The organism is Streptomyces sp. NPDC090741, from assembly GCF_044769045.1.
In the GTDB taxonomy this organism is placed as follows: domain Bacteria; phylum Actinomycetota; class Actinomycetes; order Streptomycetales; family Streptomycetaceae; genus Streptomyces.
This window is the reverse complement of the sequence record NZ_JBIVXF010000008.1, coordinates 149,267-175,330: the sequence shown is the minus strand read 5'-3', so window position 1 is coordinate 175,330 and position 26,064 is coordinate 149,267. Positions and strand designations below refer to the sequence as shown.

Sequence of the window (26,064 nt, the reverse complement as noted above, 5' to 3'; positions counted from 1 at the left end):
GACGGGCGGGGCAATCAGGAAGAGCGGGTACGCATGAGGGCTATGGGGATTTTGCTGGTGAGGCGGCCTCACGCGTACAACCCTGGTGGGGGGACGCGTGTCCAACTGGCGTGGCAGAGGCACTTCTCGACTTCGCCGTCGTACCGGCGCGCAGCGCACTCGGTGCGCCGCTCCGGGCTTCTCGCATGCCCGCGCCCGGCGGGATCCCCGTGATCCTTCCCGTTCCGCCGGCCGCAGTGCCGATCGCCGTCCCCTCAGTGCCGATCGCCGTCCCCTCCGCCGTACCGACCCGGGGCGGCCGCGTGCCCGCGCCCCGCGATAGCGCGGAGGCCGCGGGGAGCGGGGAGGAGGCGGCCGCCCAGTCCGCCGTTGCCGCGTCCGCTGCCGGCGCCGCGTCCACGGCCGCCGAGCCGGTGGTCGTCGCGGGTACCACGGTCGACCACCTCACCGAGACCTACCAGGCCCACTACCGCTCGCTGCTCGGCCTGGCCGCGCTGCTCCTCGACGACACCGCCTCCTGCGAGGACGTCGTCCAAGAGGCGTTCATCCGGGTCCACTCGGCGCGCAACCGGGTTCGCGATCGGGACAAGACACTGGCGTATCTGCGCCAGACCGTGGTCAACCTCTCGCGCTCCGCGCTGCGCCGCCGCATCCTCGGCCTCAAGCTGCTCTCGAAGCCGATGCCGGACATGGCCAGTGCCGAAGAGGGCGCGTACGACCAGCTGGAACGGGACGATCTCATCAAGGCGATGCGCCGGCTCCAGCGGCGTCAGCGCGAGGTGCTGGTGCTGCGGTACTTCGCGGACATGACGGAGGCCCAGGTCGCCGAGACGCTCGGTGTCTCGCTCGGCTCGGTCAAGGCGTACGGATCGCGGGGCATTGCCGCGCTGCGGGTGGCGATGGAGGCTGCGCAGTCATGATGGACGACCACACCCCGCCGGGCGGGGCGGGCGAGGAACAGGCGCTGCGGAGCCTGCTGCACGGGGCCGTCGAGGGGCTGGAGCCCTCCGAGGGCGCGCTGGAGCGGCTGCGGCACGCCGTCCCCGTACGCAGGACCCGCAAGCGGCAGGCCCTCGTCGGGGCGGCGGCGGCCGCGCTGCTGGCCGGTACGGCCATCCCGGCGGCCCTGCACCTGCACATCACCGGCAGCGAGGGTTCCGCCGCCGACCACTCCGCCATGGCCGGGCACGGTGAGCAGCCCGGGACCACGGCTGGCGGCGGCGCCTCCGATCCGCACCAGGACGGTGCGGGCGCGCAGCCCCAGCCCGGCAAGGCCGCCGGCAAGGGCGCGGAGAGCGGCGGCGCCGGCGCGCGGCCCGACCCGCAGGAGGGCGGAGCCCCGACCGGCGGCGGTACGGCCGGCCCGGACGCCACGGGAGCGACGGCGGGGGCCGGGGCGGGCACCGGCCCGCAGCCCCCGGTGCCGGCGGCGCCCGGAGTGCCCGGGTGCAGCGCGGAGCAGCTCGGGGTGCAGGGCAGCGCCAAGGCGCCGGAGGCCGACGGCAAGGTGTACGGCAGTTTCAAGGTCACCAACGTCTCGGCGCGGGGCTGCACGGTCATCGGCCCGGACACCGTGACGGCGGCCTCGGTGTCGGCCACCGCGCCCGGCCAGTCCTCGGGGGTCACCGTGGTCGGCCACACGGCGGGGGATCCGGCGGCCGGGCTGCCCGACCCCTCGGCGGAGGCGCCGCTGCTGCTGCTCCAGCCGTACACGGCGTACGAGGTCCGCTTCGCGTGGGTGCCCTCGGCGCAGTCCTGCCCGGCGGCCACGCCCGACCCGGGACCCAAGCCCCCTGTGGGCGCCCCGGACAGCGGGCAGGGCACGGCGGCCCGTGCCGATGGCCCGGAGCCGGGGACCGGGGCCAAGGCCCCGGAGCCGACCGGGGTGGAGGTGACGCACACGCCGCACACGGCGCCGCCGGGTGCGCCGGCCACGCAGACGACGATCCCCGCGGCCTGCGGGGGGACGGTCTACCGGACGGGCGTCATTCCGCTGGACGCGCCGAAGCCGTAGACGAAGCGGTGGCCGAAGCCGCCGCGGGCTCCGCCGGCCGGTCGGCGGTCTGCGGCAGCAGCCCCGCCTCGGCATCGCGCAGGGTCTCCACCTCGCGGCGGTAGAGCCGGAACCACATGAACAGCACGAACGCGGCGAAGACGAACCACTCGCCGGTGTAGCCGAGGTTCTGGAAGGCCTTCAGGTCCAGCCCGGTGTTGACCGGCGCCTGCGCGGGCACCGGGGCCAGCCCGTCGGCCGGGGTCTGCACCGTCAGCCAGGCGTCGTACAGCTCGTACGGCACGAGGTTGACCAGCGAGGCCGCCCCGATCACCCCGAGCTGTCCGGCCGGCAGCCCGCCGTCGGCGTACACGCCCTTGCTGGTGGAGCTCTCCGAGGCCTGGAGCGCGCCCGTCACCTCGACCCGCCCGGTCGGCGCGGCCGGGGCCTTCGCCGCGTCGGCCGCGCCCGGCAGCCAGCCCCGGACCACCGGGACGGCCTTGCCGGAGTCGGTCCTGAGCAGGGTCAGGACGTAGAAGCCGCTCCTGCCGTCGAGCCGCCGCTCGGGGACGAGCAGCTGCTCGGCGTACTCGCCGGAGGCGGAGGCGAGGCGTCCGGAGGTCTTCTTGTCCACCGGAAGCAGCGACTCCAGCGGCGCGGCGGCCTCGGCGGCGGGCCGTCCGGTGGTCGCCTCCTTGTGGCTGTCGACGCGGTCCTCGAACCGGCCGAGCTGCCAGGTCCCCATGAACAGGCAGACGGGAACGGCGAGCGCGACGAAGACGTTGATCCCCCACCAGCGCGGGGTCAGGAGAAACCGGTGCACCCCACCACCGTACGGGGGGTGCACCGGATCACCGGGGCCGGGGCCGCCGCAGGGACCTACTGCGGCAGGTGCTTCTGTACGAACTCCAGCTCCATCCGGACCTGCTTGATCCGCTCCTCCACGACGAGCGAGCCGTGCCCGGCGTCGTACCGGTACACCTCGTGCACCGCCCCGCGCGCCGCCAGCCGCTCGACGTAGTTGTCGATCTGCCGGATCGGGCAGCGCGGGTCGTTGACGCCCGCCGCGATGTGGACGGGGGCCTTCACCGCGTCGGCGTAGGTGAGCGGGGAGGACGCCTCGAAGCGGTCCGGGACCTCCTCCGGCGTGCCGCCGAAGAGGGTGCGGTCCAGGGACTTCAGCGCCTCCATCTCGTCGTGGTACGCCGTGACGTAGTCGGCGACGGGTACGGCGGCCAGGCCCACGGCCCAGGCCTCGGGTTGCGTGCCGAGCCCCAGCAGGGCCAGGTAGCCGCCCCAGGAGCCGCCGGAGAGCACCAGGCGCGCCGGGTCGGCGAGGCCGGAGGCCACCGCCCACTCCCGGACGGCCGCGATGTCCTCCAGCTCGATCAGGCCGACGCGGTGCTTGAGGGCGTCGGTCCACTCGCGGCCGTACCCGGTCGAGCCCCGGTAGTTGACCCGGACCACCGCGAACCCGTGGTCCAGCCAGGCCGCCGGGGTCGCCGCGAAGGCGTCGCTGTCGTGCCAGGTCGGCCCGCCGTGCACCTCGAAGACCGTGGGGAAGGGGCCGTCCCCGTGGCCCGCGGGCCGCTGCGCCAGCGCGTGGATCCGCCCGCCGGGGCCCTCCACCCACACGTCCTCCACCGGCACCGAGCCAGGCGCCCGGAACCCGGGCGGGTCCAGGACGACCCCGCCCGCGGTGGACCGTACGGCCGAGGGCTCGGCCGCCGAGGACCACTGGTACTCCACCGTGCCGTCGGGCCGGGCTGTCGCACCGGAGACCGTGCCGGGCGGGGTCTGCACCCTGACGAGCTCCCGCGCGGCCAGTTCGTAGCGCCAGAGCTCGCTGCGCGCCTCGAAGCTGTGCGCGATCAGCAGCGCCGAGCCGTCCGGGTACCACTCGGCGCTGACGTCGCCCGGCAGCTCGATCGCGAGGTCCTGCTCGGCCCCGGTGGCGACGTCCCACACCATCGGCTCCCAGCGGCCGCGCCGCTGGTGGCCGACCAGCAGCCGGGTGTCCCCGGCGACCGGAGCGAAGCCGAGTACCTCCAGGCCCAGCTCCACCGTGCCGCCCCGGGAGTCGTCGAGCTCGGCGACGGTGGCCCCGTCGAGGGTGACCACGCGCAGCGCCGAGTGCATGGCGTCCCCGTGCTCGGTGTGCTCGATCGCGATCAGGGTCCCGTCGTGGGAGAGGTCGCCGACGCCGGCCGACTCCCGGTGCCGGTAGATCACCACGGGCTCGGCGGCGTCCGGCCGCACCACGTGGATGGTCGAGCCGTCCTCGTCGGTGGAGCGGCCGACGACCGAGGTCCCGTCCCGGCCGATCGCGAGCCCGGCGGGGTACGAGGGCTCCAGCCCGGGGGTGGCCGGCTCGTCGGGGCCGCCCCCGAAGGGCTGGCGCACCCAGGTGCCGAACTCGTCGCCGTCGGTGTCGGAGAACCACCAGATCCACTCGCCGTCGGGCGAGAGGGTCCCGTCGGTGGTCCCGTTGGGCCGGTCGGTGGCCTGCCGCCGGCTGCCGGTGGCCCGGTCCCAGGCGTACAGCTCGTACGTCCCGGTGGCGTTCGAGACGAAGAGCGAGCGGTCCGGGGCGTCCTCGGCCCAGTCGGGCAGCCCGACGCGCGGGGCCCGGAAGCGCTTCTCCCAGTCGGGCACGGCCGTCGTGTTGTCAGTCATACCCCCCATGTAACCCGATTGGCGCTGCCGAATGGTCGTGGCGGACGGGAGGGGGCAGCGTGGGCGGGGTCCCACCCAGCCGTTTTCCAGTTCCAGTGAGGAGTGATCATGGCGAACAAGCGCAAGGAACAGACTCACGAGGACCGTCGGTCGTCCGACTCCGGGATGCCGAGCAAGCCGGCGATGCTGGTCGAGGACGTGCGCGAGGCACAGACGATGGCCATGAAGGAGGACCGGATGCGCGAGGAGCAGCGCCGCAAGGGCGGGCGCGGCTGACCCTCTCGCTCCGGACGCGCGGTCCGTCTCCGCGAAGGCGCGCTGATCCGATGCACCGGTCGTGGCCCGCGGTTTCCCCGGAAACCGCGGGCCACGGTCGTAGGGTGGCCGCATGCGGATGATCGTCCGGGGCGCCCGGCTGCCACACACCGAGGACCTGTACGACGTCGAGGTCGCCGAGGACGGGCGGATCGCGCGGGTGGTCCCGTACGACGACCAGAAGGAGCCGCCGGCCACCGGCGTGCTGATCGAGGCGCACGGCGGGCTGCTCAGCGCCCCCTTCGTCGAGCCGCACATCCACCTGGACACGGCCCTGACCGCCGGGGAGCCGCGCCCGAACGCCTCCGGGACGCTGTGGGAGGGGATCGCCTGCTGGAGCGAGCGCAAGCGGACCCTGACCCGCGAGGACGTCGTCGCGCGGGCCACGCAGGTGCTGCGCTGGCAGGCGGCCCAGGGCGTGCTGCACGTACGGACGCACTGCGATGTCACCGACCCCGGGCTCACCGCGCTGGACGCGCTGCTGGAGGTCCGCGACCGGGTCCGGGACTTCATGACCCTGCAGATCGTCGCGTTCCCGCAGGAGGGCATCGTCTCCTTCCCGGACGGCGAGGCGCTGCTGCGCGAGGCGGTCGCCCGCGGCGCCGACGTCGTCGGGGCGATCCCGCACTTCGAGGACACCCGCGAGGACGGGGTCGCGTCGCTGGGCATCGCCTTCGCGGTGGCCGAGGAGCACGGCCTGCGCGTGGACGCCCACTGCGACGAGATCGACGACGAGCAGTCCCGGTTCGTGGAGGTGCTGGCCGCGCTCGCGCTGCGGACGGGGCTGCGCGAGCGGGCGACGGCCTCGCACACGACGGCGATGGGCTCCTACGGCGGTGCGTACAGCTTCAAACTCCAGCGGCTGCTGTCCCGCTCCGGGATCAACCTGGTCTCCAACCCCTTCGCCAACCTCAACCTCCAGGGCCGCTTCGACGGCTACCCCAAGCGGCGCGGCCTCACGCAGGTCAAGGAGATGCTGGCGGCGGGGGTCAACGTGGCCTTCGGCCATGACGACGTGATGGACCCGTGGAACGCGCTCGGCACCGCGAACCCCCTCCAGACCGCCCTCGTCGGGCTGTACGCCGCCCAGCTCACGGGAGCGGACGAGATCCCGGTGGCGTTCGAGATGGTGACGGAGCGCGCGGCGCGGGTGCTGGGGCTGACGGACGCGGAGTACGGCATCGCGGAGGGCGCCCCCGCCTCCTTCGTGCTGCTGCCGGCCGAGACCCCCGCCGAGGCGGTCCGCCGCCAGGTCCGGCCGCGGTACGTGGTCGCGCGGGGGACCGTACTCGCCGAGACCCCGCCGGCGCCGACCCGGCTGAACTGGCCGGGGGAGCCACCGGCCGAGGTGGACTTCCGCCGGTCGTAGGCCGGCGCCCGCTCCGGCGGTAGCCTGCGCGCATGTCGTGGGACGCGTCGGACTCGTCGGACTCGTGGGCCTCGTGGGACGAGGACGGAACACCGCACCCGCTCGCGCTGCGCCGGACCGGCCGCAGCGAGCAGGAGCCGGACCGGCTGCCCGAGGTCCGGGAGCTGGAGGTGCTCGGCTGGGAGCCCGCGCCCGAGGAAACGCTGTGGGTGTTCCTCCCGTACGTGTGGCCCCCGGCGGCCCGGACCTGGATCCCGGACCGGTCCACCCACTGGGCGGTGGAGACCCGGCTGGACGGCCACGGGCACATCACCGACGTGGAGGCCGCCCCGCTCGCGGACCCCGATCTGCACGACCTCGACCGGGAGGCCGAAGAGGTCCTCGCGGCCCTCGGGCTCCCGCGCCGGCCGCCGGGGCGCCTGTGGCTGCTGCGTCCGCCCGGCTCCCTGCCCACGCTCGGCGCGGTCCTCGACCGCCTCCGGGCGGTCGCGCAGGAGCGCGGGGTGGAGGCGGCGCCCTCGGCCGCCTTCCTCGCACTGGTCCGCGCCGAACTCGCCTCGCTGGCCGCCGAGTCCGAGACCGATACGTAAGCAACACATAAGGGCGGCACGCCGGTTCGCGCCCTTGCGCCGGTGAAGAACCGGCTCCACCTCGGTCTCGCGGTGGGCGAGATTGCAGCCGCGACCCCGGGAAGGCGAATATTTCTTCCCCGCCGACAGCCCGCGGGGAGGTCGCGTATGGCGAGAATCGGTGGTTTGTACCCGCGTCGGGCATGCCTTCCGGGCGCTCCCGCGCGCGGGAGCGCCGTCACGCGGGCGCGGTCGGCTCCTCCGCGCGCGGTTGATTCCCGCGGCTCAACTGGGCCGTACACGTTTACTGATGTGCCCTTTACAGACAGTAAGCCCCTGAATGTAAAGTCCAATTCGCGCCACCAGATTGTTCTGGACTCAACTGAAGGTTTGTCAATATGCTGGTCCGTGCCGAAGTTCAGGACTTCTGCATGGCCAGCCGATTCTTCGGGTGAGCCGGAATTGGCCCCGGGGTCGGAGATCACCTTTCCGGGGCGTGCCGCCCGTTCCGACGCCGTGGCGGCGATCCAAGGAGAACCAGGGCACGCCGTCATCCGATGATCTCGGTCGCGGCGGGCCGAGACGGGGAAGGGCCGTGCCTCATGACGTATGACACCTCCGGGGTTGTCGCCGAGCTCAAGAGCCGCAATCTGCTCCCGGACGCGTACGAGACGGTGTTCGCGAGCGGTTCCCTGATCAGAGGCTGGGGCAACCCCACCAGCGACCTCGACGTCCACGTCGTCACCCGGGACGTCTGGACCAGCACGATCGACGAGACCAACCACGTCGCGCTCGAACCCAACACGCTCCAGTACGAGGGCACGTTCGTCGACGGCCGCCGGTGGGACGTCGAGTACTGGACCGCGTCCCAGATCGAGCAGGTCCTCTCGAAGGTCTCCCAGGAGCAGTTCGCCGACGGCCAGGGCACCTGGCGCACCCTGAGCTACCACGAGATCGCCATGCTGGAGCGGCTCCCGTACGCCGCGGCCGCCGACGACGGGGCGTGGCTGGAGGGCACCCGCGAGCGGCTCGCCGCCTCGGCCCACCGCTCGGTGCTGATCGTGAACTCGCTCAAGCAGGCCGACAGCTACACGGAGGACGCGGCCGGCCAGATCGCCCGGGGCGATCTGTACAGCGCGGTCATCGCGACGAAGAACGCCTTCAACCACTCGGTGGACGCGCTCCAGGCCAGCCTGGGCCAGTTCGGCAGCCTGTGGCCGAAGTGGCGGGCGCGGCGGATGGAGATCCTCGATCCCGGCGTGCTGCCGTTCGACGCGTACTGGGCCATCGAGACGATGCGCTCCTTCGACCCGGACCACCCGCGCAAGTGGGTCGAGGAGACCATCGCCGTCTGCCAGCGGATCTCCATGGAGGTGTCGGTCTGATGCCGTTCGACGAAGCACCGCTGGGCAAGGAGCTGCGGGTGGGCCCCGGTTCGGTGGCCTCGCTCCCGCTGAACGTGAAGATCCGCAACCACCGCGGTACGACGGTGGTCGGCGGGTACGAGCACTTCTTCGAGCTGACCGCGTCCGCCGCCCACATCTGGCGCCAGATCGACGGGAAGCGCACCGTGAGCGATATCGCGGCGCTGATCGCCCAGGAATACGACATCGATCAGGAATCCGTGGTGCAGGACATCGTCGAGCTCTTCACGGAACTCGCGCGGCACGATGTCGTGAACATCGCCCAGGGTGATTCCAGGGGCTGAATTCCCTCAGGGGTCACCACCCCTGCTTATTTTCCCGTGGGTGAGACATTACGGGGGCCATCACATGCTGGACGATCTCCAGTTCGATGTATTCGGTCCGCTGACCGTACGGCGGAACGGAGAATTATTGGAAATTCCGCGGGCCAAACACCGCGTCGTTCTGGCGGCCCTGCTGCTGCACGCCCCCCGCACGCTCACCGCGGAGGAGCTCATCCAGCAGCTGTGGGGCGGGGAACCCCCGCTGACCGCGCGCAAGACCCTCCAGGGCTACATCGCCCGCCTGCGCAAACTGCTGGGCGCCGATGCGGTCGTCAGCCGGGCCTCCGGCTACGCGATCGCAATCGGTGCCGAGCGGCTCGACCTCGACCGGTTCAATACCTTCCTGCAGAAGGCGGAACTCACCACCGAACCCGCCGAGCGCGCCCGGCTGTTCCGGTCGGCGATGGAGCAGACCAACGGCACCCCGCTCGTCGACATCCCCTCCGAATACCTCCAACACGGCGACGGGGCGGCCCTGCTTGAACGCTGGCTGAATGCCATGGAAAGCTGGGCCGACGCGGAAATGGCAGTGGGTCGTTACGCCGACGTACTGCCCCGGCTCAGGGCGCTCGTATCGGAACACCCGTTCAGGGAAAGCGCGTGGGGCCGACTCATGACGGCCCTGTACCGGGCGGGCCGCCAGGGCGAGGCCCTCGCCGCCTACCAGGAGGCCCGGCGCCTGCTGGCGGACGAGCTCGGCGTGGAACCCGGCGAGGAACTCCGCGCCGCCCACGGGCGGATACTCGCCGGGCCCACCCGGTCCACGGCGGAGCCGGTGCCACCCCGGCCGGCCTCCGCCGGCCCCCGTCCGGGCGCCGCCGAAGCCCCCGCGCGCCGGGGATGTCCGTACACCCTCCCGCCGCGCCTCGCCGAGTTCGCCCGGCCCGGCATCGAGTCGGACCTGATCCGGCGGCTGCGCGACGTCTCCCGGGAGGGCGCGGAGCGCACGGTCCCGCAGACGCTCAACCTGTACGGGGCCGCCGGAGTCGGCAAGACCACCATGGCGGTCCGCGTCGCCCACGCCGTCAGCCCCGCCTTCCCCGACGGCCAGCTGTACGTCGAACTCCAGCGCGGCGACGCCTTCCGCGAGCCGGCGGACGTGCTCGGCGAGCTGCTCCGCGCGCTCGGGGCCGCCCCCGGCGCCGTGCCCGCCGAGTTCGGCGAACGGGTGGCCCTGTACCGGGGGCTGCTCTCCCACCGTCGCGTGCTGATCGTGCTGGACGGGGCGCGCGACGAGGCGCAGGTACGGCCGCTCCTTCCGGCCTCGCCGACCTGCGCGGCCGTGGTGACCAGCCTGGAGATGCTGTCCACCCTGGGCGGCACCCGGCACGTGCGCCTCGGGCTGCTGACCGCGGAGGAGTCCCGCGAGATCCTGGCCCGGATCCTCGGCCGCGAGCGGGTGGCGGCCGAGGAGGGGGCCGCGCAGGACCTGGTGCGGTACTGCGGCCGGCTGCCGCTGGCGATCCGGATCGTCGGGGCACGCCTGCTGGAGCGCCCGCACTGGCGGCTGGAGACGCTCGCCCGGCGGCTGGAGTCGGAGCGCAGGAGGCTCGACGAGCTGGAGGTCGGCGACCTCGGCGTCCGCGACAGCCTGGCGGTCGGCTACGCCGCGCTGGAGGCCCCGGAGCGCAGGGCGTTCCGGCTGCTCAGCCTGCTGGAGACGGCCTCGTTCCCGGTACGGGTGGCCGCGGCCGCGCTGGGGCTGCCGGACGACCGCACGGAGGAGACCCTGGAGCGGCTGACCGCGCAGCACCTGCTGGAGGCCGACTTCGTCAAGGGCAGCGGGGTGCGCTTCTCGTACCACCCGCTGGTCCGGCTGTACGCGCGGGAGCTCACGTTCGACGTGGACCCGATGCGGAGCCGGCACGGCGCGGTGCAGAACGCGCTGGCCGCCTGGTACGCGAGACCGGCTGGAGCGCTGGTGCCGCTGCGGGCCACCCCGTCCGCGAGCGGCCCGGCAGCCCGCGCCGAAGTCGTCGCCGCCGCGGCGAGCCTGTTGCCACCGGAGCTCGGCTTCACCGCCTGAGCCCCGCGAACTCCACCCCCACGTCCCGTCCCCCGCCGTGCCGTCCGACGGGGAGATCCGAGGAGAGCCGACCTTGATCGAACGCTATTCCACTCCGGAGCTGGCCGAGCTCTGGACCGAGGAGCACAAATACGCCACCTGGACGCGCGTCGAGGTACTGGCGACGACCGCCCAGGCCGAACTCGGCGTCGTGGACCAGGGCAGCCTGGACGACATCCGCCGCGCCCCCGTCCCCGCCGTCGCCCGGGTCCGCGAGCTGGAGCTCACCCGCGACCACGAGATCCTCGCGTTCCTCGCGGCCTACACGGAGACGATGCCGACCGCCTCCGCGCGCTGGGTGCACCACGGGATGACGAGCTACGACCTCGTCGACACCGCCCTCGGACACATCCTGGCGCGCTCGTGCGACCACGTGCTGAATGCCGCCCGTACGTTCGCCGAACTGCTCGTGGAGCGCGCCCTGGAGCACTGGGACACGGTGTGCATCGCCCGCACCCACGGCATCCACGCCGAGCCCACCACCTTCGGGCAGAAGCTCGCCGTGCACGCCTTCGGCCTCCACCGCTGCATCGCCCGGCTGACAGCCGCCCGCGCCGCCGTGGCCGTCGGCACCGTCTCCGGGCCGGTCGGCACGTACGCGCACATCTCCCCGTACGTGGAGGAGCGGGTCTGCGGGCAACTCGGGCTCGGCGTCGAGCCGATGCCCACCCAGGTCGTGGCGCGGGACCGGCACGCCGAGCTGCTCTCCGCGCTCGCCGTGACGGGGGCCGTCGTCGAGCAGTTCGCCCTGGAGATGCGGATGCTCCAGCGCACCGAGGTCGGGGAGGTCGACGAGCCGCGCACCAGCGCCTACCAGGGGTCGAGCGCGATGCCGCACAAGCGGAACCCGACGACCAGCGAGCGGCTGTGCGGTCTCGCCCGGCTCCTGCGCTCCAACGCCGGCGCGGCCTACGAGAACGTGGCCCTGTGGCACGAGCGGGACCTCGCGCACTCCTCCGTGGAGCGGGTCATCCTGCCCGACAGCCTGACCGTCTCCCACTACCAGCTCGTCTCGGCCGCCGGACTGCTGCGCGGGCTGCGGGTGTTCCCCGAGCGCATGGCGCGCAACATCGACGCCACCCGGGGCCTGGTCTACAGCTCCGAGGTGTTCCTGGACCTCGTCGACGGGGGCCGGGACCGCGAGGAGGCCTACCGGCTGGTCCAGGCAGCCGCCACCGAGGCGTGGGAGCGCGGCACGAGCCTGGCCGAGGGCCTCGGCTCCCGCGGTGTGGACGTCACCGCCGATCACATGGACCCGCGGCGCTTCCTCGGAAACCGCGACCACCTCAAATCCCGACTGAACGAACTGAGCAAGGAGCTGCAGCAGCATGTGGAAGTGTGAGCACGTCGTCGGTGCCAGCCTCGACGTCGCCGAAGTCACCGCCCTGTACCGCGCGTCCACCCTCGGCGAGCGCCGTCCCGTCGAGGACGTCGAGCGGTTCACCCGGATGCTGGCCGGAGCCAACCTCGTGATCACGGCCCGCCTCGACGGGCGGCTCATCGGCATCGCGCGCTCGATCACCGACGGCTCGTACGTCACGTACCTGAGCGACATCGCCGTGGACGCCGAGTTCCAGCGCCGCGGCGTGGGCCGGGACCTGATCCGCGCCACCCGGGAGGCCGCGCCGCAGGCCAAGCTCATGCTCCTCTCGGCCCCGGCCGCTGTCGCGTACTACCCGCACCTCGGGTTCAGCCGCCACGAGTCCGCATGGACCCTCGATGCGCTCGGCTGAACCCGGGTCCCGCGGGGCGGGCCGTCCCGCCCCGGTCCCGAACCGCCGTCGAATGACGTTCCGTAGGTGACGACAATGCAGCTGAAGACGCCCGGATTCGATGCCCAGATCAAAGCGGCCGCCGAACGGGCCCGTGCCTGCGGCCTGGCCGCCGACGCGATACGGATAGCGGCCACCCTCGACGGGATGGTGCCCGAGCAGATCGGCCGAGCGGCCATGGGGCTCGGCGAGCGCGTGTACACGGAGATCGCCGAGTCCCAGGTCGCGGGCTTCGCCCCGACCGGCGGCCCGGACACCACGGCGGACGACGACGGCGGGGACCTGCTGGTCCTGACCGGGACCGGGCGGCTGCGCGTCGTCCCGGCCGGCACCCGGCCCGCCGGCCCCGAGGAGGCCGAACCGCTCGGCACCCTCAAGTGGCAGAACCGGCCGGAATCCCTGGGCCGGCTGTGGACGCTGGCCCAGGACGTCCAGCGGATCCAGTTCGAGGAGGTGCACCGCTGGCTCGCGCAGCAGGACGCCGACTCCGTCCGGGAGCGGATCGACGCCGTGGGCCACGCCCTGCTCCACATGGCCCCCGTGCTGCTGTACGTGGGCGACCGCTTCTACAGCAACCTCGGCAAGTTCAGCAATCTGCCCGGCCGTTCGCTGGCCGCCGGGGCCGAGGGCTCCGTGCTCACCGCGCTCAGGGCGGCCCCGGCCGCGCGGTGGGCCCCCGAGGACGCCACCTTCGTCGTCTGCCTGAACGCGCTCATCAGCTCCGGATCCCCGGTGCGGGCCGAGGAGTTCAACGGCGTACAGCTCACCCCGGACCTGCTCGCGGGCTTCCTCCGGGAACGCATCGAGACGTACGGGGCCCCGGTACCGGACCTCGCCGGCCGGCCGACGGGCGCCGCGCTCGACGCCCTGGCCGCCGCCTGCGCCGCCGCGCGGACGGAGCGGTTACGCGCGGGCGCCGTGTTCTACCGCGAGATCAACGGTGCCTCCCTGCACAAACGCGAGCGGATCATGGCCGAACCGCTCGGCTGGGACGAGCTCCCGGCGCCGGTGGCGGAGCTGCTCTCCGGCGCCGCGGGCCGGCCCTTCCCCGTGGCGGCCGCGCCCGCGACGGCATCGGCGTACGCCGAGGAGGTCGTGGAGCGCGTCGTACGGCTCGCCGCGCCGGCCGGGTTCACCAGCGCGTACGAGGGGTTCCTCCACCGCTTCTTCGAGACGCTGGCCGGGGCACTGGACTGCGACGTCGTGATGGGCCGGGGGCCCAAGAGCGTCGCCGTCCTGCACAGCGGCCACCCGGCCGAGGACCGGATCGCCCTGGCCACCCGCGATTTCTACTGCTGCGTCGCGCCCGGCGCCGCGTTCGCCCGGAGGTTCGCCGAGGACCGGGCCGCCCTCGCCCGGACCCTCTCCGCGTACAGCGCGCGGATGCGCTACAACACCTGGCACTACCTGCCGCACAGCATGTCGTGGACCGAGGAGTCCCCGGGCCGCGACGACTGGTTCTTCGCGCCGATGACGGCCGACATCACCAACTGGTCCGACCAGCACCACACCGGGCACGTCACCTTCGGCGTCCGGCACGCCCTGCGCGTCCCGCTCGGCATCGTGCTGGAAGGCGCGTACCGCCCCGGCCTCTACGACCTGCGGCTGCTGCGCACCTCCGGCGCCGAGTTCGGGCAGGGCGACCTGCGGGCGGCCATGGCGGCCGGCCGGATCCAGGCACTGCTGCACCAGGCGGCCGCCGACCGGGGCCTGGAGGTCCGCGATTTCGACAACGGCTGGTACCGGGATTTCCATGGCGCCTGACCTGCCCGCCGCGCCCGGCCTGCCTGCCGCACTTGAACTCCCCGCCGCGCCCGGCCTGCCTGCCGCACTTGAACTCCCCGCCGCGCCCGGCCTGCCCGCATCGCCGTTCGCCGGCATCCGCACGCTCCGCGCGGCCTACGGGGACGGCAGCCTGCTGCCCTCGGAGCACCTCGCCGCCACCTTCGCGCTGCTGGACCGGTGGGAGCCCCGGATCGGCGCCTTCCTCACGCTCGCCCGCGAGCGCGCCACCGCCGAGGCCGAGGCCGCGGACCGTCTGCTCCACCGCTACGGGAACGCCGTCTGGCGGGACCGGCCGCTGCTCGGCATGCCCGTCTCCGTGAAGGACCTGACCCCGACGGAGGGGATCCGGACCACCCGCGGCTCCCTCCTGCACGCCGACGCCGTGCCCGGCCGGGACGCCCCGGCCGTGGCCCGGCTGCGGGCGGCGGGCGCGATCGTCATCGGCAAGACCAACACCTCCGAGGGCGGGTGGAGCGCGGCCGGCGTCAACCGGCTCCAGGGCCCGACCCGCAATCCGTGGAACCCCGCCCGCACCCCCGGCGGCTCCAGCGCCGGTGCGGCCGCCTCGGTGGCCGTGGGCATCGGGGTCGGCGCCACCGGCACCGACGGCGCCGGGTCGATCCGCATCCCGGCCGCCTTCTGCGGGGTCGTCGGGTTCAAACCCTCGCTGGGCCGGATCCCGTACGTGCCCCAGAGCCCGGACGAGCTGTCCCATCTGGGGCCGCTGACCCGGACGGTGGCCGACGCGGCCCTGCTCACCCAGGTGATGTCCGGCTACGACACGGCCGACCCGCTGTCCTTCGGGGTACCCGGCGGGCCGGCCGGGGACCTGGAGGAGGCGGCCGGGCTCCTGCCCCGCCTGCGCATCGGCTGGATCCCCTCGCTCGGCGATCCCGCACCGCCGCCCGGCATCGCGGCTCTCGCCCGGCGGGCCGTGGAGGCGCTGGCGGCCCGGGGGCACGCCGTCGAGGAGATCGCGCCGCCCTTCGAGGACCCGTACCCGGCCCTGGAGACGATCTTCGCGGGCTGGGAGGCGGCCGCCCACCCCCTGGACCTCGACGAGGTCGCGGACCGCCTCGACCCCGGCCGGCTCCGCGTCATCCGGTACGGGCGCACGCTCAGCGCCGCCCGGCTGGCCCGGGCGTACGAGGCGCGCGCCGTGCTGCGGGCCCGCAGCCAGGCCCTGATGGAGCGGTACGACCTGCTGGCCATGCCGACCGTGGCCATCGCGCCGTTCGCCGCCGACCGGCACGAGCCGCCGGACCCGGTCCGCAAGGGCGCCCTGTCCTGGCTGGCGTGGGCTCCCGAGGCCTACACCTTCAACCTGACCGGCCAGCCCGCCGTGTCCGTCCCGGCCGGGCTGTCGCCCGAGGGGCTGCCCGTCGGCCTGCAACTGGTCGGCGGGCGGCGCGAAGACCTGCGGGTGCTGGCCGCCGCGTACCAGCTGGAGCAGGCGCGGCCCTGGCACCACCACTACGCGGCTCTCTCGGCGCGATCGCCGGAACCAGCAAAGGAATCGACATGACCAAGGCCACCACCGCCCGCGAGGCCGACGAGCGGCGCTACGCCCGCTTCGCCACCGGCAGCGTCGGCTTCGTCGAGCGCCACGGCCTGTGGAGCGCGGACCAGCGAGCCGCCGCGGAGGACTTGGAGGAGACCCTGGCGGGCCTGGAGTTCGTCCGGGTCGGCTTCGGCGATCCGCACGGGCTGATGCGCTCCAAGACCCTGACGGTCGAGGCCTTCCGCACGGCGCTGCGCAACGGCATCGACATGAGCCCGGGCCCCTTCGTCTTCGACACCGGGCACGCCGTGGGCGTCGACTTCTTCGCGCCCGGTGGCGGCATCGGCATACCCGAGCTGACCGGAGCAGGCGATTTCCTGATCGTCCCCGATCCGCTCACCTTCAAGGTGCTGCCGTACACGGAGGCGGCCACCGGCTGGGTCATCGCCGACGAACACCTGCGCGACGGCACCCCCCACCCGCTCTCCAGCCGTGCCGTGCTGCGCCGCCAGTGCGCCCGGGCCGCCGGGCGCGGCCTGAGTTACGTGGTCGGCCTGGAAGTGGAGTGGTACGTGACCCGGCTGGCCGGCGCGGAACACGGCCCGGGGGCCGCCGCGGCGGTCGGCGGATTCGGCGTCCAGGGCGAACCGCCCGCCGTGGAACCGGTCAACAGCGGCTACCAGTTCAACCTGGACACCTTCGCCGACGGCCTGATGCACCTGATCACCCCGCTCGCGCGGGCCCTGCGCGAACTCGGGCTGCCGCTGCGCACCGTCGAGCACGAATCCGGCCCGGGCCAGCTGGAGTTCACGTTCAGTCCGATGAACGGCATGGACGCCGCCGACGCCATGCTGCTCTTCCGAACGGTCGCCAAGCAGATCTGCGCCCGCCTCGGACACCACGCCTCCTTCATGGCCCTGCCCCGGCTGGAGCGCTTCGACCCGAGCGGCTGGCACCTGCACCAGTCGCTGTTCGACACGGCGGCCGACCGCAACGCCTTCGTTCCGCCGCCGCGTGAGGGCGGCGGCGCGCTGCTGTCGGACGAGGGCCTCGGCTACGTCGCCGGACTGCTCGAACACGCCGCGGACACCGCCCTGTTCTGCATCCCGACCGTCAACGGGTACCGGCGGCTCGACGAGCAGTTCTCGCTCTCCCCGGACCGGGTCGTGTGGAGCGCCGAGAACCGGGGTGCCCTGGTCCGGGTACTCGGCGGCCCCGGCGAGGAGTCCACGCACGTGGAGAACCGGATCGGCGAGCCCTGCGCCAACCCGTACCTCTATCTCGCCGCGCAGCTCGCCGCCGGGCTGGACGGCATCGAGCGCGGGCTGCGGCCGGGCGCCCTCGCCGAGGACCCGCACGCCCCCACGGCGGCGGCGCTGCCGCGCGATCTGGCGGAGGCGGTGGCGGCGATGGAGGGCAGCGCTCTGGCCCGGGACCTGCTGGGCAAGCCCCTCCAGGACTGCCTGGCGCAGCTCAAGCGCAGCGAGGTGGCCCGGTTCGGGGAGTGGCTGGCCGTCGCGGGGCCCGCCGGCCCGGGCGAGATCACCGCATGGGAGCACCGTGAGTACTTCGGCACGTACTGATGAACACCGCGACGGGGAGCGCTGGTTGACGGTCTGCGTCATCGGGTCGGGCCCGCGGGGGCTGTCCGTCCTGGAGCGGCTGGCGGCCAACGCGGACGAGCTGCTGCCGGCCGGGGTGCGGCTGCGGGTCCACCTCGTCGACCCGAGGCCGGGCAGCGGGCAGGTGTGGCGCTCCGACCAGTCGCGCCACCTGCTCATGAACACGGTCGCCTCCCAGGTGACCCTGTTCACCGATGACAGCGTGACGATGGACGGCCCGGTGCGGCCCGGTCCCAGCCTGGCCGCGTGGGCCGCCGACCCCGCCCTGCACGGCGGCGCCGCCCCGGCCGGGGACGAGGTCCCGGGTCCCGACGGCTATCCCACCCGGGCCCTGTACGGGCGCTACCTGGAGTGGGTGCTGCGCGGCGTGGTCCGGCGGAGCCCGGCGGACATCCGTACCCACCCCGCGCGGGCCGTCCGGCTCGACGCGGATCCGGGCGGCCCGGGCGCCGGCGCGCCGGGCCGCGACCGGGTGACCCTGGACGACGGCACGGTGCTGTCCGGGCTCGACGCGGTGGTCCTGGCCCAGGGGCACCTGCCGGTCTCCCCGGCCCCCGCCGAGGCGGCCTTCGCGCGGTTCGCGGCCCGCCGCGGGCTCTGCTACCTGCCCCCGGGCAACCCGGCCGAGGCCCGGCTCGACGCGATCGCACCCGGGGAGCCGGTCCTGCTGCGCGGCCTCGGGCTCAACTTCTTCGACCACATGGCCCTGCTGACGGAGGGCCGCGGCGGGGTCTACGAAGCCAAGGACGCCGGGCTCGTCTACCACCGCTCCGGGCGCGAGCCCGTGCTGTACGCCGGATCGCGCCGGGGGGTTCCGTACCAGGCGCGCGGGGAGAACCAGAAGGGCGCGCACGGCCGCCACCTCCCGCTCGTCCTCACCCCGGCGGCGGTGGCCCGGCTGCGCCGGGGGCCGCGGCGGCCCCGCTTCCGGCGCGACATCTGGCCGCTGGTCTCCCAGGAGGTCGAGACCGTCCACTACGCCGCCCTGCTGCGGGCGGGCGGCCGCCCCGAGGCCGCGGCGCACCTGCTCGAACGGAGCGCCCGCGGTCCCTGGACCCCGTACGACCGCGACCGGCTGCTCGACGCGCTGGGCGTGCCGGCCGGGCGGCGCTGGGACTGGGACCGCGTCGCCCGCCCCTGCGCGGACCGCGTCTTCGCCGACCGCGCCGCGTTCACCGGGTGGCTGCTGGAGCACCTGCGCCGGGACGTGGCCGAGGCGCACGCCGGGAACGTCGACGGCCCGTACAAGGCGGCCCTCGACGTGCTGCGCGACCTGCGCAACGAGGTGCGGCTGCTGGTCGACCACGGCGGGATATCCGGCGCCGACTACCGCGACGAACTGACCGCCCGCTACGGGCCGTTGAACGCCTACCTGTCGATCGGCCCGCCGCCGCGCCGGATCCGGGAGGCGATCGCGCTGATCGAGGCCGGTGTGCTGACCGTCCTCGGCCCGGGGGCGGAGTTCGGCGCGGACGAGGCCGCGGGCCGTTTCACCGCCCGTTCGCCCCGGGTCGGCGGGGACGCGGTGCGGGCGCGGGCGTTCATCGACGCACGGCTGCCCGAGCCCGATGTGGTGCGCACCGAGGACCCGCTGCTGGGGTACCTGTACGCCACCGGTCAGTGCGTCCCGTACGTGATCGACGACGAGCGCGGCCCGTACCGGACCGGAGGGATCGCGGTCACCGAGCGTCCGTACCACGTCATCGACGCGGCCGGCGCGGCGCACGAGCGGCGCTTCGCGTACGGCGTACCGACCGAGGGAGTGCACTGGGTGACCGCCGCCGGGGCCCGGCCGGGCGTCGACTCGGTGATCCTCGGCGACTCCGACGCGATGGCCCGCAGCATCCTCGGCCTCGCCCGCGGGGCGGACCGCCGCTTCGACTCGCTGACGAGGAGCACCACCTGATGGACCGCCCTGCGACACCTCTGGACACGGGCCTCCTTTCGCCGGTCCGGGCCGCCGCCGCCACCGAGGCGGCCCTCACCGACACCGCCTGGGCCCAGGCGATGCTCGACGCCGAGGCCGCCCTGGCCCGGGCCCAGTCCCGGCTGGGCACCGTGCCCGCGAAGGCGGCCGAGACGATCACGGCGTGCGCCCGGGCCGGGGCGATCGACCTGCCCGCGCTGGCCGTACGGGCGCGCGGCGCCGGCAACCCGGTGGTCGCCCTGGTCGAGGAGCTGACGGCGCTGGTCGCGGCCGAGGACCCCGCGGCGGCGCAGTACGTGCACCGCGGCTCCACCAGCCAGGACATCCTCGACACCGGCGCGATGCTGGTCACCGCCCGCGCGCTGCGCCTCGTACGCACCGAGCTCGACCGGACGGCCGGGGCGCTGGCCCGGCTGGCCGACGCGCACCGCGGGACGCCGGCGGTGGCCCGCACCCTCGGCCAGCACGCCGTCCCCACCACGTTCGGCCTCAAGGCGGCGGGCTGGCTCGTCGCGGTGGTCGACGTACGGCGCCGGGTCGGGGCCCTGCTCGACGGAGGGCTGCCGGTCCAGCTCGGCGGGGCCGCGGGCACCCTCGCGGGCTATCTGGAGTACGCGCGGCTCACGCCGGCCCGAGCGGGCGCCGGCGCGGACGTGGGTATGTACGCCGGGGAGCTGATCGCCCTCTTCGCCGCCGAGACGGGACTCGCGGAGCCCGTCCTGCCCTGGCACACCCTGCGCACCCCGATCTGCGACACGGGCGCCGTCCTCGGGCATGCCGCGGCGGCCCTCGGTAAGTTCGCCACCGATGTGCAGACCCTGGCCCGCACCGAGCTCGCCGAGGTGGCCGAACCCGCCGGGGCCGGCCGCGGCGTCTCCTCCGCCATGCCGCAGAAGCGCAACCCGGTGCTCGCCGCGATGATCCGCTCCGCCGCCCTCCAGGTGCCCTCGCTGGTCCTCACGCTGACGCACTGCGCGGCCGCCGCCGAGGACGAGCGGCCCGCCGGGGCCTGGCACGGCGAATGGCAGCCGCTGCGCGAGGCGCTGCGGCTGGTGGGCGGGGCCGCGTGCACCGCGGCGGAGCTGGCCGAGGGGCTGGAGGTGCGCCCCGCGCGGATGGCGGCCAACCTGCGGCTCACCGGCGGGGCCGTGGTCACCGAGCGGCTGGCCGCCGCACTGGCCCCCGTACTCGGCAAGGCGGGCGCGAAGCGCCTGGTCGGCCGGGTGGCCGTGGAGAGCGCGGACAGCGTGGAGAGCGCGGACCCGCTCGTCGAGAGGCTTCTCGCGCAGGCACCCGAACTGGCCGAGGAGTTCACCGCCGCGCAGCTGGAGCGGCTGCTCGACCCGGCCGACTACACCGGCGCCGCCGAGGCGCTGATCGAGCGGGCTCTCGCGTACCACCGCGGCAGCACCGCATGACTTCCGTACGGCGATGGCCCGTGGCGGATCTTCCGAAGGGATTTGAACAGTGATCGTTGCGATGGACGGACCCGACGGCGCGGGCAAGAGCACGCAGGTCAAGCGGCTGCAGAGCTGGGCCGAGAGCCAGGGCCTGTCGTTCCGCGTCGTCGGCAAGTGGCAGGTGTTCGCGGAGTCGGAGGTACCGCAGGCCCGCTTCCTGCGCGGCACCACCCTCGACGAACTGCGGGTCTGCATCGCCGAGATGCCGAACCCGGCCCGGATGCTCTTCCTCGGCTGGCTCAACACCCTGGCCGCGGAGCGCGCCCGCGCCGCCGAGGCGGACCTGGTCGTCCTCGACGGCTACTGGGTCAAGCACGCCGCCACCGAACTGCTGGCGGGCTGCCCCCAGGAGCTCGTGGACGCGATCGTGCACGCCATGGCCCCGGTGGACAGCGTCGTCTTCTTCGACGTCACCCCCGAGGAGGCGCTGCGCCGCAAGAAGGGCGACATCACCCCGTACGAGTGCGGCCGCGATCCGGAGTGCCGGCCGGAGAGCTTCCTGTCCCACCAGGCGGCCGTCCGGGACGTCATGCTCGACTGGGCGGCCCGGCGCGGCTGGGACGTCGTACGGGCGAACACCGCCGAGGCGGCGGCGCAGCAGCTGCGCAAACTGCTGGCGCCCAAGCTGGGGGTCGAGGTCAACCCCCGCCCCGCGGACGCCGCCCACCGCCCCGCCGTCGTCGAAGCCCCGGCGGGCCACTGATGCCGAGCGACGGACGGAGCCTGAGACGCGGCCTGGCGGCCGCACTGTTCGTCCGCTACCTCGGGGCGGGCAGCTGGGCCCCACTCCAAGTCCTGTTCTTCGTCCGGTCCGTGGGCCTGTCCACGGGCAACGTGGTCATGGGGCTGACGGCGGCCGGGCTCGCGGGCCTGGTCGCCGGGCCGCTCGTCGGCCGGCTCGCCGACCGGTTCGGGCCGCGCGAGGTGGGCATCGCCGGACTGGTCGCCCAGGCGGCCGCCGCGGGCGCCCTGCTGCTGGTGGAGGGTATGGCCGGGTTCCTCGTGGTGATCACCCTGATCTCCCTGGGGCGCGGCGCCTTCCCCGCGATCAGCGGTGCGCTGATCGCGTACGTCGGCGGTGAGGACCGGGTCGCCTACCGGGCGCGGATCTACTCCCTCCAGAACCTCGCGATGGTCTCCGGTTCGCTGCTCGGCGGGCTGGCGCTGCAGGCCGACACCCGGACCGCGTACGTGATCGCGATCTGCGCCGACGTCGTCTCGTACCTCGTCGCCGCGGTACTGGTGGCCCGGCTGCCGCATCTGCCGCCGATCCCCAAGGAGCCGGGGGGCGGCCGGCACTACGCGCTCGCCGACCGCCCGTTCCTCGCCGTCAGCGTGCTCGCGGGCACCCTCGTCATGTTCGACGTCTTCATGACGGTGCTGATGCCGGTGTGGATCGTCGAGTACACGAAGGCGCCGCGCTGGACGGTGTCGCTGGTCTTCGCGCTGAGCTGCGCGCTGGTGGTCCTGCTCCAGACCAAGGTTGCCAAGGGGGTCGAGACCCCGCGCGACGGGGCGCTGGCCATGCGGCGCAGCGGGCCCGTCATCGCCGTGGCCATGGCCCTCGTCTTCGCCGCCGCGCACGTCCCGATGTACGGGGCGATGGGGCTGATCCTGATCGGCACGGCGGCGCTGACTTTCGGGGAGATGCTGTTCACGGCGGGGGAGTACGCGCTGTCGTTCGGGCTGGCCCCCGAGCACGCGCAGGGCGAGTACCAGGGCGTGTTCTCCGTCGGGGTCGGCATCGGCGGTGCGGTGGCGCCGACCGTGCTGAACGCGCTGTGCCTGAGCGCGGGCCCGCTGGGGTGGGCCGTGCTCGTCACCCTCATGGTCGCGGCCGGGGCGGCGGTGCCACCGGTGGCGGCGATCGCGGAGCGCGGGCGCGACCAGCGGGAGAGGGAGCGGGAGAAGGAGCGGGAGCCCAGACCGGCCGGGTGAGCGTCGCGGCCGGCCTGGGCCCGTCTTCGGGGGCCTACCTGCCGTGCGCGTCCACCAGCTGCGCCACCCGCGACTCGATCCCCGGGTCGTGGGAGGCGAACTCCTCGCGCCGGGCCCGCTCCTCGGCGCGTACGCGCTCCAGGACCGGACCGGTCCACGGGGCGTCGAGGACGACGCCCCACAGGGGCTGGAGCCGGGCGGCCCGGGACACCTTGGCCTGGAAGGCGTCGCAGCTCAGGTCCACGCAGTGGTAGCCGTGGGCCGCCGCGTACTTCACGGCCTCGTAGTAGGTGAGGTTGAAGTAGAGCTTGGCCTCGCGGGCGATGGAGTCGTCCAGCCCGTGCGAGCGGGCGTACATGGTGTTCCCCCAGAAGAAGTACTGGGTGAAGCCCACCATGCGGTCGCCCTGGTAGGCGCCCAGGATCCGGCAGTTGTCGTCGAACAGCGAGGCCTGCTGGGCGAAGCGCTCCGACTCGCTCTCGTCGGTGACGGGGTGCCCGTACCGGATGAGGACCTGCGCGGAGAGCGGGCCGAGCAGCTGGTGGCACTCGGAGAGGCGCTTGACCTCGGTGCGGCAGCCGGCGTCGGTGTAGCGGCGCATCTCGCGGCGGATGGAGGTGAACTGGTGCGAGGTGAAGCGTCTGCGGTAGCCCTCCAGGCCGTCGGGGTCGACGGGCAGGACGGCGGTCGCGTCCATCATCACCACCTGGTCCCGGGGGCCCAGGTGCGGCAGCAGCCGCTCCACCGACTCGTCGGTGAGGTAGAGCAGGGCCGCGAGGCCGCCGTCGTCGGCGCCCATCGCACGGAACCGTTCCAGTACGGTCCGCACGCCCGCCGCGGCGAGCGGCTCGGCGGTGCCCGGGGCGACGATCACCTCGCTGGTGTAGCCGAGGCGGGTGCCGCCGAGGTGCAGCGGGCGCTCGGGAGTGGCCGGCTCGGCGGCGCCGGGAAACAGCACGGCGGGATCGTAGAAGTGCGGGACCTTCCCGGTGAAGCGGTGGGTGGGGAGCCCGACGGTGTACGAGCCGCCGGAGGCGGCGACCAGGTGGCGGGAGCCGGCGTCGGCCAGCTCCTCGCCGTAGAGCAGCCAGCGGTGGGTCGAATAGAGGGCGGCGTCGCCCGCGAGGGCGTTCCACCGGTCGACTTCCGCGTCCCGTATCGAGGTGAGCTCGACGAGCTCGGGGCTCTTCGGGCCGTTCCCGCCGTCGCCCGCGCCGTGCTTCGTCCCGCCGTTGCCCGCGCCGTCCGTCCCTGCCGTCGTCACGCTGTGCGTCCTTCCCGATCGCGATCGAGTGCGCCGGTCACGGTAGCCACCTTCAGCCGCCCGCGCGGTCGAGGACACGAAAGTCGGCCATCCCGGCGTCGATCCGCAGATAGGCCAGCCGGGCGGCCGTCGCCCCGCGGCTCGCGTACATGGCGACGGCGGCGGTGGTGAGCTCCTCGGGGTCGGCCTGCGGGTCGGTCTCCAGGTGGTCCGACACCGTCGTCTGGACGAGATCGGAGTCGGCGTCCACCGCCATCCGCTCGGTCAGCGTGACCGTCAGGCCGTACCCGTTCGCCGCGGCCCAGGCCCGCAGTTCACCGTCGGTGACGAGCTGCTCGCCCGCCTGGAGGAGGAGCGCGGTCAGATGGGCCGTGCCGCCCGCGCCCAGGTGCCGGGGGAGTCCGGCGAGGACCCGCCGGCCCACGCCGAACCCGTCCTCGCCGCCCTCGTGGGCGGCCTCCTCGCCCGGGGCCGCGAGGGTCGGCAGGAAGGGGATGTTCGCGATGACGTGGTCGTACGGTTCCGCCCCGGCCGGCAGCGGCTCGTACAGGTCGCCGACGAGGACCTCGATCCGGTCGGCCACCCCGTTGATCTCCGCGTTGAGCCGGGCCACTTCGGCGGTCTCGGGCAGCAGCTCCACCAGCGTGGCCCGGGCGCCGCCGTGGGCGGCGACCAGCCCCTGGAACCCCGGCCCGGAGCACAGGTCGAGGACCCGCGCCCCCGCCCGGAAGCCGGTGCGCCGGGCCAGCGCGATCGAGTCCCGGCCGAAGTAGTGGCGTACGGGGAAGGGGCTCGGCGGCTCCGCGAACAGCCACACCCCGGCGCAGCGGAACAGGCTGACGTCGACCAGCTGGACCTCGGCCCCGCGCTGGTGCGCGACCCCACTCTTGACCAGGGCCGGCAGCGCACCGGCGAGGGCGGGCGGCAGCCGGTCGGCCGCCGCGACCTCCCCGAGCAGCAGGAACCCGGCGAGGGCGCGCAGCTCGCCGTCGAGGCCGCGGGCGCCGGCGGCCCACTGGCGGCGGTCCACCGAGTCCCCGGGGAAGTCGGCCAGGAACTCGGCGAGGCCGAGCCGTTCGAGCTCGGTGACGACCCGTGTCACCGGACGGCCCCGGCGTCGAAGTCGGTGTCGGTGTCGGTATCGGTATCGGTATCGGTGTCGGCCCCGGCCCCGGCCTCGTGCTGCGCCGGGAGTCCGATCCAGGTGCGGAGCATCAGCCGCCCTCCGTCCACCGGCCGGTCCTCGTCGAACGCCGTCCGGCCGTGCACGATCGACCGGTTGTCGATGAAGATCATCTCGCCCGGTGCCAGCCGCCCGTGCGTCTGCAGATCGCGCTGCTCCAGCAGCGAGTCCAGCAGGTCCAGAGCCTTGACCTGCTCGGGCGTCAACTGCGGTACGTGCGGGTGCCGGTGTCCGATCTCGATGTAGTCCCGCAGGTAGTACATCCGCTCCCGACCGTCCTTGAACTCCAGTACCGGCCGCTCGGTCGTGGGCGGCACCCCCGGCGTGTCGTCCCGGGTGTCGAAGTGGACCGGCAGCCGCAGCGCCGCGAGCTCCTCGGGGTGGCCCCGGAGGATCTCCAGCAGATCGCTCACGTGCACCGTGACCAGGGCCCCGCCGCTGGAGGCCTGCCGGACGCAGAACAGCGCGAAAATGTCCGGAAGCCGCCCCGGCCGGTGCGCCGCGTCGGTGTGCAGGCTGCCGCCCTGCCGGCTGTCCGAGTAGCGGCCGGTCGCGCCCTCGCCGAGCCGCATCCCCCGGTCCCGTACGTCCCGCAGCAGGGCTCCCGCGCCGTCCTGCGGCAGCAGGTCCCCGGCCAGCCGGGAGACCGCGACCGTGAACCGGCGCGCCTGCTCCTCGCCCAGGTGGTCCAGGCCGCTCAGCACGAAGTAGCCGGGCCGGGCGTCGAGGTGGCGCCGTACGTAACCGCCGACCGTCCGCCCGAACTCCCGGTACCAGGGCGCGCGTACGTCCTCCTCCCCGCTGTCGGCGACGGCCGTCGCGAGCGCGCGGTCGACGGGGTGGCGGACGGTCGCGAACGGATCGTTGCTGTTCATCTC

22 protein-coding genes are annotated in these 26,064 nt (G+C 74.1%); 17 read left to right on the top strand and 5 right to left on the bottom strand.

The features are described from left to right. Nucleotides 1-185: 185 nt before the first annotated feature. Entirely contained in the window at nt 186-920 is a 735-nt protein-coding gene (locus ACIQU4_RS22565; RefSeq protein WP_403734046.1) for a SigE family RNA polymerase sigma factor, read from the top strand. Beyond that, nucleotides 917-2,014 (top strand): hypothetical protein, encoded by a 1,098-nt coding sequence (locus ACIQU4_RS22560; protein ID WP_403733511.1) that lies wholly within the window; start codon nt 917-919, stop codon nt 2,012-2,014. Before ACIQU4_RS22565 ends, ACIQU4_RS22560 begins: the two co-directional genes overlap by 4 nt. On the opposite strand, the gene ACIQU4_RS22555 is transcribed toward ACIQU4_RS22560, so the two are convergent. After that, nucleotides 1,986-2,816: an SURF1 family protein gene (locus ACIQU4_RS22555; protein ID WP_403733509.1), complete on the bottom strand. Its 831-nt coding sequence runs from the start codon at nt 2,814-2,816 to the stop codon at nt 1,986-1,988. The two genes, ACIQU4_RS22560 and ACIQU4_RS22555, sit on opposite strands and share 29 nt — an antisense overlap. A 56-nt stretch (nt 2,817-2,872) precedes the next feature. Next, a complete protein-coding gene (locus tag ACIQU4_RS22550) occupies nt 2,873-4,678 on the bottom strand; it encodes a prolyl oligopeptidase family serine peptidase (protein ID WP_403733506.1) in 1,806 nt (601 codons plus the stop codon). 99 nt (nt 4,679-4,777) lie between these two features. Here ACIQU4_RS22550 and ACIQU4_RS22545 point away from each other — a divergent pair, with 99 nt between their 5' ends. The 15 genes from ACIQU4_RS22545 to ACIQU4_RS22475 all read left to right on the top strand — a co-directional run bounded on the left by ACIQU4_RS22545 (nt 4,778) and on the right by ACIQU4_RS22475 (nt 22,739). After that, nucleotides 4,778-4,945, top strand: coding sequence for a hypothetical protein (locus ACIQU4_RS22545; protein ID WP_403733503.1), 168 nt, complete (start codon nt 4,778-4,780; stop codon nt 4,943-4,945). Nucleotides 4,946-5,057: 112 nt separating this feature from the next. Further along, complete coding sequence (gene codA, locus ACIQU4_RS22540; RefSeq protein WP_403733501.1) at nt 5,058-6,353, top strand: cytosine deaminase; 1,296 nt, start codon at nt 5,058-5,060, stop codon at nt 6,351-6,353. Between the two features lie 32 nt (nt 6,354-6,385). Beyond that, on the top strand, nt 6,386-6,943 hold the full coding sequence (locus ACIQU4_RS22535; protein ID WP_403733498.1) for a DUF5956 family protein: 558 nt from the start codon (nt 6,386-6,388) through the stop codon (nt 6,941-6,943). Nucleotides 6,944-7,524: 581 nt separating this feature from the next. Then, the gene (locus ACIQU4_RS22530) at nt 7,525-8,307 is read left to right on the top strand and encodes a hypothetical protein (RefSeq protein ID WP_403733495.1); all 783 of its coding nucleotides are present in this window, start codon (nt 7,525-7,527) and stop codon (nt 8,305-8,307) included. Beyond that, nucleotides 8,307-8,630: a PqqD family protein gene (locus tag ACIQU4_RS22525; RefSeq protein WP_403733493.1), complete on the top strand. Its 324-nt coding sequence runs from the start codon at nt 8,307-8,309 to the stop codon at nt 8,628-8,630. The genes ACIQU4_RS22530 and ACIQU4_RS22525 overlap by 1 nt, the downstream gene beginning before the upstream one ends. 64 nt (nt 8,631-8,694) lie before the next feature. Next, nucleotides 8,695-10,695, top strand: coding sequence for a BTAD domain-containing putative transcriptional regulator (locus ACIQU4_RS22520; RefSeq protein WP_403733490.1), 2,001 nt, complete (start codon nt 8,695-8,697; stop codon nt 10,693-10,695). A gap of 73 nt (nt 10,696-10,768) precedes the next feature. Next, nucleotides 10,769-12,076: an adenylosuccinate lyase gene (gene purB, locus ACIQU4_RS22515; protein WP_403733487.1), complete on the top strand. Its 1,308-nt coding sequence runs from the start codon at nt 10,769-10,771 to the stop codon at nt 12,074-12,076. Continuing rightward, complete coding sequence (locus ACIQU4_RS22510) at nt 12,063-12,467, top strand: GNAT family N-acetyltransferase (protein WP_403733484.1); 405 nt, start codon at nt 12,063-12,065, stop codon at nt 12,465-12,467. Before purB ends, ACIQU4_RS22510 begins: the two co-directional genes overlap by 14 nt. Before the next feature lie 66 nt (nt 12,468-12,533). Then, the gene (locus ACIQU4_RS22505; protein ID WP_403733480.1) at nt 12,534-14,270 is read left to right on the top strand and encodes a hypothetical protein; all 1,737 of its coding nucleotides are present in this window, start codon (nt 12,534-12,536) and stop codon (nt 14,268-14,270) included. Next, the gene (locus tag ACIQU4_RS22500; protein ID WP_403733478.1) at nt 14,260-15,816 is read left to right on the top strand and encodes an amidase family protein; all 1,557 of its coding nucleotides are present in this window, start codon (nt 14,260-14,262) and stop codon (nt 15,814-15,816) included. Before ACIQU4_RS22505 ends, ACIQU4_RS22500 begins: the two co-directional genes overlap by 11 nt. Continuing rightward, nucleotides 15,813-17,375 carry a glutamine synthetase family protein gene (locus tag ACIQU4_RS22495; protein ID WP_403733476.1) on the top strand — a complete coding sequence of 521 codons (1,563 nt, stop codon included), beginning with the start codon at nt 15,813-15,815 and terminating at the stop codon, nt 17,373-17,375. Before ACIQU4_RS22500 ends, ACIQU4_RS22495 begins: the two co-directional genes overlap by 4 nt. After that, nucleotides 17,353-19,320: an FAD/NAD(P)-binding protein gene (locus ACIQU4_RS22490; RefSeq protein ID WP_403733473.1), complete on the top strand. Its 1,968-nt coding sequence runs from the start codon at nt 17,353-17,355 to the stop codon at nt 19,318-19,320. Before ACIQU4_RS22495 ends, ACIQU4_RS22490 begins: the two co-directional genes overlap by 23 nt. Continuing rightward, entirely contained in the window at nt 19,320-20,759 is a 1,440-nt protein-coding gene (locus ACIQU4_RS22485; RefSeq protein ID WP_403733470.1) for a lyase family protein, read from the top strand. The genes ACIQU4_RS22490 and ACIQU4_RS22485 overlap by 1 nt, the downstream gene beginning before the upstream one ends. Nucleotides 20,760-20,820: 61 nt before the next feature. Further along, on the top strand, nt 20,821-21,504 hold the full coding sequence (locus ACIQU4_RS22480) for a thymidylate kinase (RefSeq protein WP_403733467.1): 684 nt from the start codon (nt 20,821-20,823) through the stop codon (nt 21,502-21,504). Further along, the gene (locus ACIQU4_RS22475; RefSeq protein ID WP_403733464.1) at nt 21,504-22,739 is read left to right on the top strand and encodes an MFS transporter; all 1,236 of its coding nucleotides are present in this window, start codon (nt 21,504-21,506) and stop codon (nt 22,737-22,739) included. The genes ACIQU4_RS22480 and ACIQU4_RS22475 overlap by 1 nt, the downstream gene beginning before the upstream one ends. A 34-nt stretch (nt 22,740-22,773) precedes the next feature. On the opposite strand, the gene ACIQU4_RS22470 is transcribed toward ACIQU4_RS22475, so the two are convergent. Genes ACIQU4_RS22470 through ACIQU4_RS22460 form a run of 3 tightly spaced genes read right to left on the bottom strand, consistent with a single transcriptional unit; the run spans nt 22,774 to nt 26,061 of the window. Further along, the gene (locus ACIQU4_RS22470; RefSeq protein ID WP_403733461.1) at nt 22,774-24,003 is read right to left on the bottom strand and encodes a GNAT family N-acetyltransferase; all 1,230 of its coding nucleotides are present in this window, start codon (nt 24,001-24,003) and stop codon (nt 22,774-22,776) included. 52 nt (nt 24,004-24,055) lie between these two features. Continuing rightward, nucleotides 24,056-25,105: a methyltransferase domain-containing protein gene (locus ACIQU4_RS22465; RefSeq protein WP_403733458.1), complete on the bottom strand. Its 1,050-nt coding sequence runs from the start codon at nt 25,103-25,105 to the stop codon at nt 24,056-24,058. Next, complete coding sequence (locus ACIQU4_RS22460; protein ID WP_403733455.1) at nt 25,102-26,061, bottom strand: TauD/TfdA family dioxygenase; 960 nt, start codon at nt 26,059-26,061, stop codon at nt 25,102-25,104. The genes ACIQU4_RS22465 and ACIQU4_RS22460 overlap by 4 nt, the downstream gene beginning before the upstream one ends. Nucleotides 26,062-26,064 lie beyond the last annotated feature (3 nt).